Origin of the sequence: Jiangella sp. DSM 45060, from assembly GCF_900105175.1 — a bacterium.
Taxonomy (GTDB): Bacteria; Actinomycetota; Actinomycetes; order Jiangellales; family Jiangellaceae; genus Jiangella.
Genome location: NZ_LT629771.1, coordinates 836450 through 851040 on the forward strand (window position 1 = coordinate 836450; position 14591 = coordinate 851040).

Genomic DNA, 14591 nt, shown 5'->3' on the forward strand with positions numbered 1-14591 from the left:
CTATGCCTGGGCGTGGGCGAGCACGCGGTCCAGCGCCGCGCCGGCGTCGAGGTGCGCGGTGTCGAGGGCCAGGTGCTCGACGGTGAGCGGCGGGAACTCGGCGCGCATCCGCTCGACGTGCGCCCAGTCGACCTCGTGCCAGCCCGGGATGCCGCGCCGCCGCCCCTCGATCCGCCGCCGGTGCACGTGCACGTCGCCGCACCGGCACTCGACGACGGCCAGCCGGGCGCCGTGGTCGCTCGCCAGGCCGTGCCACCGCGTCAGCACGTCGTCGTCCACCAGGCAGTCGACGACGGCGGACTGGCCGAGCAGCAGCTGCCGCGTGACGAGCGTGCCCAGCAGATCGTGGTACACCCGCCGGTACGTCGCGCGGTCCAGGCCGTGCAGGACGCCGTGCGGTGCGAGTGCGCCGAGCAGCCAGTCGCCGGCGAAGGACGGCGCGCCGAGCGCGACGGCGGCCCGGTCGGCCAGCGTCGACTTGCCGGTGCCGGGCAGTCCCGTCAGGACGACGATCGTGGGCACGGGTCCATTCTGCCGGGGGACTGTCGGAGACCGCCGCTACGATCGGGCGCAGCCGACCGCGGCCTCGCGTTCGGCGGCCCCTCCGGCTGACGTCCGTCAACCGGGGGTCAGGGCGAGCCGGGCCAGCCGGTCGGGATCGGCGAGGATGTCGATCTCGACGATCCGGTTGCCCCTGATGGTGAACGCCATGACCGACAGCGGCCGGCCGTTCGGCGCGGTGACGAGGCCCGGCACGCCGTTGACCAGCACCGGGCGCGAGTAGCGCGCGGCCTCGGCGAAGCGGAGCGCGCCCTCGGCGACACGGCGTGCGCCCCTGATCAGCTCCGACGCCTGCCGCGCGCCGTGGTCGCCGCGGAGCAGGACGTCCGGGTCGAGCACGGCGACGAGCGCGTCGAAGTCGCCCGCGCGGGCGGCGGCGAGGAACGCGTCGGCGACCTCGCGCTGGCGCGGCAGGTCGGCGTCGGGGACCGTCGTGGCGGCCTGGACGCGGCGGCGGGCCCGGCTGGCCAGCATCTTCGCCGCGTCCGCGGAACGCCCGACGATCGGGCCGATGTCGTCGAACGGCACGGCGAAGGTGTCGTGCAGGACGAACGCGAGCCGCTCCGCCGGCTGCAGGGTGTCGAGGACCACCAGCATCGCCAGCCCGACGGAGTCGGCGAGCAGCGCCTCCTGCTCCGGGTCGACCCCGTCCGCCGGGCTGATGACCGGGTCCGGGAGGCGGACGTCCAGAGCCTCCTCCCGCCGCGCGGTGCGCGCACGCAGCAGGTCGAGGCAGATCCGCCCGACGACCGTCGTCAGCCACGCGCCCAGGTTGCGCACGCCGCTGATGTCGGTGCGGCTGAGCCGCAGCCAGGCCTCCTGCACCGCGTCGTCGGCCTCGCTCAGCGAGCCCAGCATGCGGTAGGCGACCGCGCGCAACTGCCCGCGATGCGCCTCGAACCGTTCGGCCAGCCCGTCCACCGTTACCTTCCGCCGTCGCGCTTCGTCGTGGTGTTGAAGCCGATTCAAGAGGAGATGACATGAGGATCGCAGTTGCCGGCGGAACGGGTCGACTCGGGCGTCACCTGGTCGACGTCCTGACCGAGGCCGGGCACGACACGACGGCGCTCTCGCGCGCCACCGGAGTGGACGTCGTCACTGGTGAGGGGCTCGCGGAGGCGCTCAAAGGTGCGGACGTCCTCGTCGACGCCGCCACCGGGCCGTCGCCGGACAGGGACGAGGCGGCCGCGTTCTTCCGTGCCGCCGTGGCGAACCTGCGGGCGGCCGGCGCGGAGGCCGGGGTGGAGCGGGTCGTGGTGGTGTCGATCATCGGGGTCGACCGGCTCACGTCGGGCTACGCCGCGTCCAAGGTGGACCAGGAGCGGGCGTGGCTGGACGGGCCGCTCCCGGTGCACATCCTGCGCTCGGACCTGTTCCACGAGTTCGTCGAGCCCATGATGGGCTGGGGCCGCCAGGGCGACGTCGTCCACCTGCCCCGGTCGGTGCGGCAGCCGGTCGCCGCCCGGACGGTGGCCGAGACCGCCGCGGAGCTCGCGACCGCTCCGGACGGGCCGCCCCTGCTGGAGGTCGCCGGGCCGCGCGTGGAGAACGTGGTCGACCTGGCCGCGCTCGTCCTCGCCCACCGCGGCGACCCCGCCCACGTCGAGGGCGTCAGCGACCCCGGCGACCCGGACGGCGTGCTGTACGAGGCCGGCCGGATCCTGCCCGGTACGGACGCCGTCATCGCCGGTCCGACCTTCGCCGACTGGCTGGAGGGGACACGATGACCGACCTCCGAGCCGTCGCCGACCGGGTCGAGATCGAGGCCCTGCGCGGCGAGTTCGCCGACGCCGGGATGATGCGCGACTACGACCGGTTCGCGGCACTGTTCACCGACGACGCCGTCTGGCGGGTCCCCGCGGTCGGCGCCGAGTACGCCGGCCGCGACGCGATCCGGGCCGGGATCGAGAAGCTGCTCGGGCAGCTGTGGGACTACCTGGTGCAGGGCACGCATCCGGGCGTCGTCCGCCTCGACGGCGACACGGCGACGGGCCGCGCCTACGTGCTGAGCTTCGGCCGGATGGGCGACGCCGGCTCGCACCTCAACTACTCCGTCTACCACGACCGCTACCGCCGCACGACCGACGGCTGGCGCTTCTCCGAGCGCGTCGACGAGGTGCTCTACGTGGACACCAGCCCACTGGCCGGCGGCCCGCCCGGGTGACGGGTTCAGGGCAGCCCTGTGCGCGTCGGCCCACGCTGTGGCCAACGGGCCCAGGGCGCCCTCCGAGGGTACGCACCTGGACGTGACGTTACGTCGATACCGCGGCATGGCGCTGACCGACGGCCGGCAGCTGCGAGCCGTCCTGCTCGACGCATCCGACGGCGCCCGGTTCTCGGTCATGGACGCCGTGCCGCTGCCGACCTCGCCGAACCCGGACGGCCAGACGCCGAACGCCGGCGTCCGCAAGCTCGTCGTCACGGGGCCGGAGGCGCCCGCCCCGATGTCGCCCTGACGGACCCGCGCGTCGACGGCGAGCCGGTGGCCGGCTTCTCCGCCACGAGCCACAGCGATCGGAGCGTCGACGCCGGCTCGAGGGGGTCACCACGGGTGGCTTCAGCGACCGCCGAACGTCTCCAGCAGAATCGCCCGCTCGGCCTCCGTGAGGTTCGTGCTGATCAGAGTGGCGTCCCGTCCGTGGAACCGCTCGCCCAGCCGGTCGACGTCCGCGGCGTCGGTCACCATGAACAGCGCCGAGGTGCCGGGAACGACCTCGGTGCGGATGCGTTCGAGGTCGCTCTTGGTGATCCCGGTGCCATCGGTGGCCTTCGCGAGCGCGCCGATGCCGGCTCCGATGATGGCTCCGGCGACAGGGACCATGAACAGAGCACCGCCGAGGATTCCCCAGAGCGCACCCCAGCCGGCACCCCGCTTCGTGCTGTCGTGCTCGTGCTCGAGCGCGGGCTTCTCCGCACCTTGCGGCCAGCTCAGCACGGCGTGGTCGACGATCTTCACGACCCCGTCCGCCTCGGCAGCCTTCAGCGACGCCGCCGCCCGCGCCGCACCTTCCGGATCCTCGAACTTCCAGACCGTGAACGTGGTCATGGTTCCTCCTCCTCAAACCAGCCAGCTCGCTGTCACGTCGGCCGTGTCGATTGGGCCAGGTCATCCGATGTGGGCGGTCAATCGTCGTCTTCGTCGTCGAGATCGACCAACCACTGCTTCGCCTCGAGGATCTCGTCGGGTTCGAAGACCTCGATGTCGCCGGGCATCATCCAACCGAACGCCTTGATGCTGTTCTCCAACCAATCGGCGTCGGAGACGACCGCGACCTTCCTCCAGCCCTTGAGGTGCCGCGCCCAAAGCCGGGTATCGGCCCACATCGCTCCGGCCGAATATGAGAAGTCGTCTATCACCCTGATCACGGCATGCTCCTCGGAACGCGTTACTCGATGATCGGGAATGCCTGCCCAGCCCACGAATGGGCTGAAATCGCACCCGAATGTCTTGACATCGAACCACCGGCCACGATCGTCGAGAATCACCCGGTTCGGGTGAAAGAGATCAAGCTGTGAACTTGAAGCGCCGAGAAGGGGGACGTCGCCATGGACGGCTGTCATCGAGCTTCGGAGGGATCATGGGCAGTGCTCTCCAGGGGTGATGTCCGGGCAGGTTGTGCGGTCGGGCCTCGTCATCGACATCGGCGTGATGGTCTCGGAAGACCTGCTCGAAAGCTGGGGAGAGGACCGTCGTGGCGGACTCGCGTTCAACGACAAAGTGGGAGAGTCGACTCCACGCACCCGCGGTACAGAGGGCTGCACGATGCACATCGCCCGGTCGACCGGGATGACGCTGAAAGGAGCGGTCTCGTCGTAAGTCGCGATCTGGACCTGATCACGTACTCCTTCGGGGACCTGGTCTCCCACCGCTGGACGACTGTTTGGATGTTGAGTTCTGTGGCTGCGATCTGACCTGGCAGGTATCCGCTCGGATCGATGTCCGGCGTGCGCGGGGTGATGCGGCCTTGGTGTGGCTCACGTCGCACGCGTTCCGGAAGAGCACTGCGACCGTGCTCGATGCCGCGGGGCACACGGCTCGCCAGGTTGCGGACCAGCTCGGCCAGGCTCGGGTATCGGGGACTCAGGATCACGGCATGGGCCGCCGCGTGAGCAACCCGGGAGCTGCCGAGGTCATCGACCAAGAGCTGCGGCTCGCGCTCGACCGATCGCGGGAGCCCGACCACAACCACGACCTCCGGTGTGGATACAGCTCGGCCAAGAACTTGGCCTGCTGGGGAGTGCGCCATCAGGGACTCGAACCCCGAACCCGCTGATTAAGAGTCAGCTGCTCTGCCAATTGAGCTAATGGCGCAACGACGCTGAAGATTACCATCAGCGGGTCGGGAAGCTGAAATCGAGTCCTGACCAGCCAGGTCTGCGCCGCCGGCGAAGCCGTGCCGGATGGCGGGGCCGCTGTGGCAGGGTAGAACGCATGGCCAACCCGCCCGAACGCCGTGAGTACGACATCGACATCCCGGCGGAGGTCGAGCCCGGCACGTACGCCGACTTCGCCTCCATCTGGCACACCGCAGATTCGTTCGTCCTCGACTTCGCCGTCCTGAAGCGCCCGCCGAAACCGTCGGTCGGCGAGGACGGGAGCCGGGTGCTGAAGGTGCCGACGCGGGTGGTGACGCGGGTGCGGGTGCCGCCGAGCCAGGTCTTCGAGATCATGAAGGGCCTGGAGAAGCAGCTGTCCATGTGGGAGCGCAGCCACGGCGTCAAGCGCCGGTCGCCGGAAGACTCCTAGCGCGTGGGCAACGTCCTGCGCATCGTCATCGGCCTGGGCGGGCTGTTCGCCGCCGGCTGGTCGGCGCTGCGGACGCTGCGGCGGCGCCGCGAGGAGCGGGCGGCCGGCGACGAGGAGCCCGGCCGGACGCCGTTCGCGCGGGAATTCGCGATCCTCGCCGCGACGGCCGTCGGCGTCGCGCTCACGCTGCTGATCTGAGACGTGCGTCCGCCCCGCCGGGCGTGTGGGGGTGGCGGGGCGGACGGTGTGGGACGTCAGCCCTTGAAGGCGTCCTTCACCTTCTCGCCGGCCTGCTTCAGGTCGGACTTGGACTGATCGGCCTTGCCCTCGGTCTCGGCCTTCTCGTTGTCCGTGACCTTGCCGAGCGCCTCCTTGGCCTCGCCCTTGGCCTTCTCCGCGGCGTTCTTCATCTTGTCGCCGGCACCCATGAGTGCTCCCTCCCTTGTGTGTCCTTCGGCCCGTACCCCCGGGCCGCGCGGACTATTCGGAGGGGCAGGTGTCGGTGGCCTCGACGCGGGCGATGACGCGGTCGGCGATGGAGCTCAGCGCCTTGAGGTCGTCGTCGGTGAGCACGGCGAAGAAGTGCCGGCGGACGGCGTCGACGTGCGCGGGGGCGGCTGCCTCGATGGCGGCCCGGCCCTCGGGGGTCAGGACGATGAACGCGCCGCGTCCGTCGGACGTGCACTCCTCGCGGCCGATCAGGCCCCGCTTCTCCATGCGGCTGAGGTGGTGCGACAGCCGGCTCTTCTCCCAGCGCATCGCCTTGGCCAGCTCGGACACCCGCAGCCGGGCGTCGTCGACGTCGGTGAGGTGGACGAGGACCTCGAAGTCCTGCATGGACAGCATCGACTCGGTCTGCATCTGACGGCTGAGCGCGGCGCCGAGGACGGTGTTCATGCGCAGATAGCCGCGCCAGGCGTGCTGCTCGGCGTCGTCGAGCCACCGGGTCTCTGTCATGGATGCCAGTGTACGGAATAGTTGACACGTCATCCAAGTTCGATAATCTGTGACGCGTCAACAAAGTTAGTTGACCACAGACCCCCCGGCAAGGAGTAACGAACGATGACCACCACCACCGACCTGACCCAGCTGACCGGCGACTACGCGCTGGACGTGGCGCACACGCGGCTCGGCTTCGTCGCCCGGCACGCCATGGTGACCAAGGTGCGCGGCGCCTTCAACGAGTTCGAGGGCACGGCCCGCATCGACGGCGCCGACCCGCGCAACTCGTCCGTCAACATCGTCATCAAGACGGCCAGCGTCGACACCCGCAACGAGCAGCGCGACGGCCACCTGCGCACGAACGACTTCTTCGAGATCGAGACGTACCCGGAGATCACTTTCGCCTCGACCGCGATCGACCAGTCGGACGAGACGACGTTCAAGGTCACCGGCGACCTCACCATCAAGGACGTCACCAAGCCCGTCAGCTTCGAGCTCGAGTTCACCGGCGCCGCGACCGACCCGTTCGGCAACCAGCGCGTCGGCTTCGACGGCTCGCTCCAGATCAACCGCAAGGACTGGAACGTCACCTGGAACGCCCCGCTCGAGGCCGGCGGCGTCCTGGTCAGCGAGAAGGTCACGCTGGAGTTCGAGATCTCGGCCATCAAGCAGGCCTGAGACCGCTCTTCGCGGTTCCTCCGACGCCGCGTCCGGCTGAGGCCGGGCGCGGCGTCTTGCTGTGCGGCATTGACATGGAACGGTGTGCCGTATTCCATGACGGCACCCCCGCCCTGGAGGAGCCCATGAGAACCGTTCCCCTCGTGCTGGCCGGCGTCGTCGCGCTGGGCCTGCTGAGCACCCCCGCGAGCGGCGCGGACGTCGCCGCCGCCGGCCCGACCTGGTCGCCCGGCACCCCCGACGTCGTCATCGCGCAGGCCACGCAGGGTAAGAAGCTGCACTTCCCGAACGCCGAGCGGCTGGCCGACGGCTCGGTCGTCGCGGTCGCCCGCGAAGGCGCCGGCCACACCGGCCAGGACGGCCGGCTGCTGATGCTGAGCAGCGACGACGGCGGCGAGACGTGGTCGGAGCCCGAGGTCGTGTACGACAGCCAGTACGACGACCGCGACCCGATGATCACCCAGCTGTCCTCCGGCCGGCTGCTGCTCAGCTGGTTCCAGATCGACTACTCCGTGCGGCCGGCGGAGCCGATGGGCACCCGCGTGGCGCACAGCGACGACGGCGGCGCGACGTGGTCGGAGCCGGTCGTCGTGGACTCGATGCTCAGCGGCGAGTCGGACATCGTCGACACCTACGAGCTGGGCTGGAACGGCAGCCACGGCCAGGTCAAGGAGCTGCCCGGCGGCGACCTCATCATCCCGCTGTACGGCACCGTCCCCGACGACAAGTGGCAGAAGGCGACCGTCGTCCGCAGCGCCGACGGCGGCGAGACGTGGTCGGCGGCGACGGAGTCGCTGGTCGCGTCGGCGACCGGCACGCACTACCAGGAGCCGGTGCTGACGGTGCTGCCCGGAGGCGTCGTGCACGCGCTGCTGCGCATCGGCACCGCCGCGTCGACGATGGGCGCGGTGCACTCGCAGGAGTCGTGGTCGCGCGACGGCGGGCTGACGTGGTCGGCGCCCGCGGAGATCGACCTGGTGACGTCGTCGGCGCACACCGAGGTGCTGCGCGACGGTTCGGTGTTCCTCGCCTACGGCGACCTGTCCGGGCACTTCACCGACCGGCGGGGGACGGTGGGCGCGGTGATCCGCTCGCCGCAGGCGCCGTGGAACGGGGCCGCCCGTGAGCTCGTCTGGGACTCCGGCACCGGCGACCAGGCCAACCCCGCCGTTGTCGAGGTGCGGCCCGGCCGGGTCCTCGTCATCGGCTTCGACTCGGCCGCCAGCCGGCTCGTCGGCACGTTCGTCTCCGTGCCCGAGATCCGGCCGGACCGCCCGGACCCGCGCCGTGTCGACCTCGCCGCGCTCGTGGCGTCCGGCGAGGCGACGGTGACGACCGACATGACGCACGTGCAGGCGGGCCGGCCGGGAGTCGGCGTGCTGGGCGCCCTGGACGGCGTGGTCGGGTACTGGGACGCCGCGTGGGCGCCGCGGGCCGCGCCGGCGTCGTACACCGTCGAGTTCGCCCAGCCGCAGCGGGTGTCGTCGGTCGGGGTGGCGCTGAAGCCCGGCTACGCGTCGGGTGCGGTGCTGTCGGTGCGGTCGGACGGCGCGTGGCGCGACGTCGGCACGCTCGACTCCGTCATCCGCTGGGGCGACGACCTCACCTGGTTCGGCGCCCCCGGCCTGGCCGACGCCGTGCGCGTCACCATCACGTCGTCGAACGGCTGGGCCGTGCTCGCCGAGCTCGGGGTGCGTGCCCCCGTCGGCGGCTGACCCCCGTCCTCATGATCATCAATGATCCGACCCCCTCTGGGTGGTTGGATCATTGATGATCATGGGCTGATGTGCCGCCTGCTCACGAAACGCCCGCTGACGAGCCGGTGGCCGCCGCGCCGACGAGAACGAGTTCAACGAACCGCCGGCCGAAGGCATGGAGTTCTACATCGTGCCGGTGACCGCCACCTACACCGGAAGCCAGAGCGGTATGGCGTGGTCGACCTGACCTTCCAGTTCGTCGGCAGCGACAGCGTCACGTACTCCGACTACTGCGGTGTCATCCCGAACGACCTGGCCGACGTCGGCGAGCTCTACGAGGGCGGTGTCGCCGAGGGCAGCATCTGCGTCGCCGTACCCGCGGGCGCAGACGGCCTGTGGACGGTGTCGACGACGTTCGGCGAGCCGCTGTTCCTCACCGCCGACACGGCCGCGACGGGCACCTGACAACGGCGATGGCGCTGGTCAGAGGGATCCGACCAGCGCCATCGAGTGGGGTGAGTGACGGGACTTGAACCCGCGACTTCCTGGACCACAACCAGGTGCTCTACCAGCTGAGCTACACCCACCATGCGTCCCCAACGGGGCACGGCTGAACAAGTATACGGTGCGCGGAGGGGTGGTCTAGTCGCGGGCCGGTTCGTCTCGCGCTTCCTTCATGACGGAGACCGCCGCGGCACGCGAACTGACGCTGTCGGGGCCGGGCATCGGGACGAACACCGTGCGCCGGTAGTAGCGCAGTTCGTCGATGGAATCCTTGATGTCGCCGAGCGCGCGGTGGTTGCCGGTCTTGGCCGGGCTGGCGAAGTACACGCGCGGATACCAGCGGCGCACCAGCTCCTTGATCGACGACACGTCGATGTTGCGGTAGTGCAGCCAGCCCTCGACCTCGGGGAGGTCGCGCGCGAGGAACAGGCGGTCCATGTGGACGGTGTTGCCGGCCAGCTGGGCCTTCGACGGCTCCGGCACGTGCGCCTTGATGTACTGCATGACCAGGGAGTTGGCCTCGTCCATGGTGACGCCGCCGGGGAGCTCGGTGAGCAGGCCGCTGGTGGTGTGCATCTGGCGCACGACGTCGTTCATCTGTTCCAGCGCGGCGTCGGGCGGGCGGATGACCACATCGACGCCGTCGCCGAGGACGTTCAGCTCGGCATCGGTCACGAGCACGGCCACCTCGATGAGCGCGTCTCGCTCGAGGTCGAGACCGGTCATCTCGCAGTCGATCCACACCATTCGATCGTTGGTCACGCGGACCACCCTATTGGCATCTCGCCTAGTGGCGTCGGCGCCGGCGCCCCGCGGACGGTGGGTCGGCGTCGTCGGCGTCGTCGGCGGCGTCGGGTGCGGGCTGGTCCGGTCGCGACCGGGCGGCGACGAACGCGAGCAGGACGATGACCGCGGCGGCCGCCACGACCACCACGGCGGCCTGCCAATACGGCCGTCCGTTCACGATCATCACGACGGCGGCGACGGCGGCCGCGAGCGACCCGTAGACGGCCAGTTCGGTGATCGACGGGATGACGATGGGCAGCGATCGGCGCGGCGCGGGATCGGGCCGCGGCCCGGGCGTGGCGGCGGGCGCGTCGCGCGGGGTGCGCGGCATGGCGGCGGTAGGCGGGTCGTGCGGCGTGGTGGGAGCGGACGGCGTGATGGGAGCGGAGGGCGTCGCCGTGGTGGACGGCTGGCGGCCCGCCCGTCGCGGACGGGGGACGGCGTCGGGGAAGGCGGTCCACGGTTCGGCGCCGGGCCGCAGCGGGGCGTCGCCGGGCGTGACCGGCCGCTGGAAGGACGCCGTGCCGTCGGGTGCGGGGGTCACGGGCGCCGCGGGGGCGGTGTGGCCGGCCGCGCGCCGCCCGGCGGCGAACCGCTCGGCCGCCCGTCCCGCCGCGGCCGCCCGCGCCGCCGCCCGTTCGTCGAGCGGTCCCGGCTGTCCGGCGGCGGGCCCTTGGGGGCCGGCGGCGGGTCCCGGCGGGCCAGCGACGGGTGGTCCCGGCCGTCCGGCGGTGGGCGGCTCACCCGCCCGGCCGGCGGGCCGCCGCGCGTCCTCCGCGGCCTCGTCGGGTGGCGCCTCGGGCTCCGGCGCGTCACCGGACCGGCTCGCCGCCCGCCGGCCTGCCTGACGGCGCTTCGCCACCGGTACTCCTCGCAGCGTGGAACGGACGATCGGGTGTGCGGCAGAGCCTAGTCCCGAATGATCGCCGAACCCACCCGAAGCAAACTTGAGTCCGAAAACCATTCTCAATTAGGGTTCCGGCATGACCACACCACGTATCGCCACCGCCACCACGGCCACGCTCGCCGTCGCCGCCCTGCTGCTCACCGCCTGCGGCGACGACGGCGGCGACGCCTCGTCCGCCCGCGGCGAGAGCACGTCGTCCCCGCGGGAGGACGGCGCGCAGGAGGTCCAGGAGGCCGCGTCCCGGCTGGTCGCGACGTACGACGGCGGCCTGATGGTCATCGACGGCGAGACGCTGGAGGTGGCCGGGACGGTCGAACTGGACGGCTTCACGCGGGTCAACCCGGCGGGCGACGACCGCCACGTCATGGTCTCCGCCGGCGACGCGTTCCGGGTGCTCGACGCCGGGGCCTGGAGCAGCGCGCACGGCGATCACGAGCACCACTACGTCGGCGATCCCGCGTTCACCGGCGTCGAGTTCCAGGCCGACCACCCCGGCCACGTCGTCCGGCACGCGGGCACGACGGTGCTGTTCAGCGACGGCTCCGGCCGCATCGAGTTGTTCCGGGCCGACGAGCTGGCCGAGGGCGCGCCGCGGACCGAGGTCGTCCAGGCCGACCAGCCGCACCACGGCGTCGCTGTGCAGCTGGCGAACGACGAGCTGCTGGTCACCCTGGGTGACGAGACGACGCGCACCGGCGCCAAGGTCCTCGACGCCGACGGCGCCGAGATCGCCCGCAACGAGGAGTGCCCCGGCGTGCACGGCGAGGCGGTCGCCGACGACGAGACTATCGTCGTCGGGTGCGAGAACGGCGTCCTCGTCTACCGCGACGGCGCGTTCACGAAGATCCCCAGCCCCGACCCGTACGGCCGCATCGGCAACCAGGCCGGCTCGGACGAGTCCGCCGTCGTCCTCGGCGACTACAAGGGCGACCCCGACGCCGAGCTGGAGCGGCCCGAGCGGGTCTCGCTGATCGACACCGCCACGAACACGCTGCGCCTGGTCGACCTCGGCGTCAGCTACACGTTCCGCTCCCTCGCCCGCGGCCCGCAGGGTGAGGCACTGGTGCTCGGCACCGACGGCGCGATCCACGTCATCGACCCGGTGACGGCCGAGGTCACCGGCGCGATCCCGGTGATCGGCGCCTGGACGGAGCCGGAGGACTGGCAGCAGCCGCGGCCGGCCCTGCACGTCGAGGGCGACACCGCGTACGTCACCGACCCCGCGTCGAGCGAGCTGCACGCCGTCGATCTGGCCGCCGGGTCGGTCGTCGCGTCGGCCACGTTGCCGCAGGTCCCCAACGAGTTGACCGGCGCGAAGGAGTAACATTTCCAGCCGATGAGCTTCCAGCCCCTGCCGCCGGCCCCGCCGCCGCCACCGCCCCCACCGGCCGCCCGCCGCCGCCGGTGGGTGTGGCCGGTCGTGGCCGTGGTCGCCCTGCTGGCGGGCGGCGGCGCCGGCGTCGCCGTCGGCATGAGCCTCGACGACGACGAGTCCGCGCCCGCCGCGCAGGAGTCCCCGGCCCCGCAAGAGACCGGCGAGGGCGGCGACAGCGACGAGCTCGAGCGGCTGCGCGACCGCCTCGAAGAGGTCGAGCAGCAGCGCGACGACCTCAAGCGGCGTCTCGACGAAGCCCGCGCCGAGCTCGACTCCGGCGCGACCGAGCCGCCGGCCGACGAGTCGCTCGAGTCCGAGCCGACGCCGTTCGAGGGCGAGTTCACCGACGGCGTCTTCACCTTCACCGACGTGCAGGTGCTGCGCGACTTCGCCGGCGACTTCGAGGTCCGGGCCACGGTGACGAACACCGGCGACGAGACCGTCGACTACGTCGACTGGACGGCGACCGTCCTCAACGGCGGCGAGACCGTCTCCACTCTGACGACCTCGGCCACCGGGCTGGCTGCCGGCGACTCCGTCGACGCCCAGTTCATCGGCTTCGACGACTACGGCGACTGGGACGCCGTCGAGTTCGCCGTCGACTCCGACACCAACCGCACCTAGGGTGTGTCTCCCGGGTCCATGGCCTACTGCGCGACGCCCAGGCGGCGCCTCGCTGCGTTCTCGTCAGTCGCCATAGGCACCGCTATGATTCCTTCCTCGGCCTTGCGAGGCATCCACCTGGACGCCGCTCGCTACGGCCGAGACCCGGGAGACACACCCTAGCGTTCTCGTAGCCGTCGTCCGGCCGTCGCGAACCGGACATTGACCCGTTGTCAATCGCCGTGACGGTGGCGGTCATGAGCGAACGGTCCCGTTTCCGCCGCATCGTCCGCGCCGTCGTGGCGGTCCCGCTGGCAGCCGCCCTCGGGGTCGCCGTCACGGCCGCCGCGCACGCCGTCGACGGCCCGCACGACGCCGCACACGCCCACAACGACTACGAGCACGAGCGCCCGCTCCTCGACGCGCTCGACCACGGGTTCACCAGCGTCGAGGCCGACGTCTGGCTCGTCGACGGCGAGCTGCTGGTCGCGCACGACGTCTGGGAGGTGGAGCCCGGCCGGACCCTGCAGTCGCTGTACCTCGACCCGCTGCGCGACCTCGTCCACGCCAACGGCGGCTCGGTGTACCCGGGCTGGGACGGCTCGCTGCAGTTGCTCATCGACATCAAGAACACCGGCGAGGCGACGTACGCCGAGGTCGACGCCGTGCTGCGGCAGTACCAGGACGTCCTGACCCGCTACGTCGGCGGCCGGGTGCAGCCGGGCGCCGTCACCGCCGTCATCAGCGGCGACCGGCCGAAGGCGACGATGCAGGCGCAGCGGCTGCGCTTCGCCGGGTACGACGGCCGCCTCGGCGACCTCACCAGCGGGCTGCCGGCCGGGTTCATGCCGCTGGTCAGCGACAACTGGGGCAACCACTTCACGTGGCGCGGCGTCGGCGCGATCCCTCCGGCCGAGCGCGAGAAGCTGCGGCAGATCGTCACGACGGCGCACGCCGCCGGCTACCGCGTCCGCTTCTGGGCGACGCCGGACACCCCCGGGCCGGCCCGCGACGCGATCTGGGCCGAGCTGCTCGCCGCCGGCGTCGACCACCTCAACACCGACGACCTCGCCGGCCTGGACGACTTCCTGTCCGCCCGCTAGCCCGCCTTCTCGGCGCTGACCTGCAACGTCGCGCTGCCGCCGTCGACGGTGACGGCGGTCAGCGCCGCGCAGGCGCGCAGCGTCGCGGCGACCAGCGAGCCCGTGTCGCGCCCGCTGCCGGCGCCGTCGTCCGGCCCGTAGCCGTAGAACAGCCGCAGCCGGCCGCCCGGCGCCAGCAGCTCCGCGAGCGCGTCGACGTTGGCCTTGCGCGGGTGCGTCCAGAACACGTTGACGTTCGACGCGAAGATCAGGTCGAACCGTTGCGGCGGGTCCGCACTCAGCGTCGTCAGGTCCTGCTCCACGACAGTGACCCGGCCGGCGTCGACGAGGGCCCGGTTGCGCTCGCGGATCCGCCGCACGCCGACGGCCGACCGGTCCAGCGCCGTGACGTGCCCGTCGCCGGTCAGCAGCGGCCCGATCTCGGCGACGGCGACCCCCGGGGCGGCGCCCAGCTCGAGGATCCGCTCGGTCCCGGTCAGCCCGAGCCGCGGGATCAGCCTGGCGATGTGCGCGGGTGGCCGTTCGCTCATGGCGGAGAGTGTCGCAGCCGATCCCTGACAAGGTGCGTCAAGAGCCGCGATTCGCGATACGGTGCGCCCGAGTAGTTCCCGGTTGCCTTCGTCGTCACTGACCCCGGCACAGCGGGACCGTCGGGGGACGGGGACCTCCCGGCAGGTTGCCGCGCGCC

At 71.8% G+C, this 14591-nt stretch carries 20 protein-coding genes and 2 tRNA genes; 11 read left to right on the forward strand and 11 right to left on the reverse strand.

From position 1 onward, the window contains the following. Complete coding sequence (locus BLU82_RS03670; protein WP_092615753.1) at positions 1–522, reverse strand: AAA family ATPase; 522 nt, start codon at positions 520–522, stop codon at positions 1–3. A gap of 96 nt (positions 523–618) precedes the next feature. Beyond that, a complete protein-coding gene (locus BLU82_RS03675) occupies positions 619–1482 on the reverse strand; it encodes a sigma-70 family RNA polymerase sigma factor (RefSeq protein WP_092615756.1) in 864 nt (287 codons plus the stop codon). A gap of 59 nt (positions 1483–1541) precedes the next feature. Between BLU82_RS03675 and BLU82_RS03680 the strand changes: the two genes are divergently transcribed. The 3 genes from BLU82_RS03680 to BLU82_RS03690 all read left to right on the forward strand — a co-directional run bounded on the left by BLU82_RS03680 (position 1542) and on the right by BLU82_RS03690 (position 3017). Continuing rightward, a complete protein-coding gene (locus BLU82_RS03680; RefSeq protein WP_092615759.1) occupies positions 1542–2288 on the forward strand; it encodes an SDR family oxidoreductase in 747 nt (248 codons plus the stop codon). Further along, positions 2285–2725, forward strand: coding sequence for a nuclear transport factor 2 family protein (locus BLU82_RS03685; protein WP_092615762.1), 441 nt, complete (start codon positions 2285–2287; stop codon positions 2723–2725). Before BLU82_RS03680 ends, BLU82_RS03685 begins: the two co-directional genes overlap by 4 nt. A gap of 82 nt (positions 2726–2807) precedes the next feature. After that, positions 2808–3017, forward strand: coding sequence for a hypothetical protein (locus BLU82_RS03690; protein WP_157740543.1), 210 nt, complete (start codon positions 2808–2810; stop codon positions 3015–3017). A 101-nt stretch (positions 3018–3118) separates the two neighbouring features. Here the strand turns inward: BLU82_RS03690 and BLU82_RS03695 are convergent, their stop codons facing one another. From BLU82_RS03695 to BLU82_RS03715, 3 genes are all read right to left on the reverse strand, one after another. Continuing rightward, positions 3119–3607, reverse strand: coding sequence for a DUF1269 domain-containing protein (locus tag BLU82_RS03695; protein ID WP_092615768.1), 489 nt, complete (start codon positions 3605–3607; stop codon positions 3119–3121). A gap of 77 nt (positions 3608–3684) precedes the next feature. Beyond that, the gene (locus tag BLU82_RS03700; RefSeq protein ID WP_092615771.1) at positions 3685–4122 is read right to left on the reverse strand and encodes an STAS/SEC14 domain-containing protein; all 438 of its coding nucleotides are present in this window, start codon (positions 4120–4122) and stop codon (positions 3685–3687) included. A 678-nt stretch (positions 4123–4800) separates the two neighbouring features. After that, positions 4801–4873: transfer RNA gene (locus BLU82_RS03715), tRNA-Lys, on the reverse strand. Positions 4874–4993: 120 nt separating this feature from the next. Between BLU82_RS03715 and BLU82_RS03720 the strand changes: the two genes are divergently transcribed. Then, a complete protein-coding gene (locus tag BLU82_RS03720) occupies positions 4994–5308 on the forward strand; it encodes a DUF3467 domain-containing protein (protein WP_092615781.1) in 315 nt (104 codons plus the stop codon). A gap of 3 nt (positions 5309–5311) precedes the next feature. Beyond that, positions 5312–5506: a hypothetical protein gene (locus BLU82_RS03725; RefSeq protein ID WP_092615784.1), complete on the forward strand. Its 195-nt coding sequence runs from the start codon at positions 5312–5314 to the stop codon at positions 5504–5506. 56 nt (positions 5507–5562) lie between these two features. Here BLU82_RS03725 and BLU82_RS03730 read toward each other — a convergent pair whose 3' ends face one another. Continuing rightward, a complete protein-coding gene (locus BLU82_RS03730) occupies positions 5563–5736 on the reverse strand; it encodes a CsbD family protein (RefSeq protein WP_092615788.1) in 174 nt (57 codons plus the stop codon). 52 nt (positions 5737–5788) lie between these two features. Next, positions 5789–6265 (reverse strand): MarR family winged helix-turn-helix transcriptional regulator, encoded by a 477-nt coding sequence (locus BLU82_RS03735; RefSeq protein ID WP_092615791.1) that lies wholly within the window; start codon positions 6263–6265, stop codon positions 5789–5791. Positions 6266–6370: 105 nt separating this feature from the next. Here BLU82_RS03735 and BLU82_RS03740 point away from each other — a divergent pair, with 105 nt between their 5' ends. From BLU82_RS03740 to BLU82_RS03750, 3 genes are all read left to right on the forward strand, one after another. Beyond that, positions 6371–6928 carry a YceI family protein gene (locus BLU82_RS03740; protein ID WP_069113133.1) on the forward strand — a complete coding sequence of 186 codons (558 nt, stop codon included), beginning with the start codon at positions 6371–6373 and terminating at the stop codon, positions 6926–6928. A gap of 125 nt (positions 6929–7053) precedes the next feature. Next, entirely contained in the window at positions 7054–8643 is a 1590-nt protein-coding gene (locus BLU82_RS03745; RefSeq protein WP_157740545.1) for a sialidase family protein, read from the forward strand. A gap of 216 nt (positions 8644–8859) precedes the next feature. Next, positions 8860–9090 carry a hypothetical protein gene (locus BLU82_RS03750; RefSeq protein WP_092615798.1) on the forward strand — a complete coding sequence of 77 codons (231 nt, stop codon included), beginning with the start codon at positions 8860–8862 and terminating at the stop codon, positions 9088–9090. A 46-nt stretch (positions 9091–9136) separates the two neighbouring features. Here BLU82_RS03750 and BLU82_RS03755 read toward each other — a convergent pair. From BLU82_RS03755 to BLU82_RS03765, 3 genes are all read right to left on the reverse strand, one after another. After that, positions 9137–9212: transfer RNA gene (locus tag BLU82_RS03755), tRNA-His, on the reverse strand. Positions 9213–9267: 55 nt separating this feature from the next. Further along, positions 9268–9876 (reverse strand): oligoribonuclease, encoded by a 609-nt coding sequence (gene orn, locus BLU82_RS03760; protein ID WP_092615801.1) that lies wholly within the window; start codon positions 9874–9876, stop codon positions 9268–9270. Between the two features lie 40 nt (positions 9877–9916). Then, positions 9917–10777 carry a hypothetical protein gene (locus BLU82_RS03765; RefSeq protein ID WP_092615804.1) on the reverse strand — a complete coding sequence of 287 codons (861 nt, stop codon included), beginning with the start codon at positions 10775–10777 and terminating at the stop codon, positions 9917–9919. Positions 10778–10898: 121 nt separating this feature from the next. Between BLU82_RS03765 and aztD the strand changes: the two genes are divergently transcribed. The 3 genes from aztD to BLU82_RS03780 all read left to right on the forward strand — a co-directional run bounded on the left by aztD (position 10899) and on the right by BLU82_RS03780 (position 13903). Continuing rightward, entirely contained in the window at positions 10899–12146 is a 1248-nt protein-coding gene (aztD, locus tag BLU82_RS03770) for a zinc metallochaperone AztD (protein WP_092615807.1), read from the forward strand. Positions 12147–12158: 12 nt separating this feature from the next. Next, entirely contained in the window at positions 12159–12821 is a 663-nt protein-coding gene (locus BLU82_RS03775) for an FxLYD domain-containing protein (protein WP_092615810.1), read from the forward strand. A 236-nt stretch (positions 12822–13057) separates the two neighbouring features. After that, the gene (locus BLU82_RS03780; protein ID WP_092625405.1) at positions 13058–13903 is read left to right on the forward strand and encodes a phosphatidylinositol-specific phospholipase C/glycerophosphodiester phosphodiesterase family protein; all 846 of its coding nucleotides are present in this window, start codon (positions 13058–13060) and stop codon (positions 13901–13903) included. Here BLU82_RS03780 and BLU82_RS03785 read toward each other — a convergent pair. Beyond that, positions 13900–14433 (reverse strand): trans-aconitate 2-methyltransferase, encoded by a 534-nt coding sequence (locus BLU82_RS03785; RefSeq protein WP_092615814.1) that lies wholly within the window; start codon positions 14431–14433, stop codon positions 13900–13902. The two genes, BLU82_RS03780 and BLU82_RS03785, sit on opposite strands and share 4 nt — an antisense overlap. Positions 14434–14591: the final 158 nt, after the last annotated feature.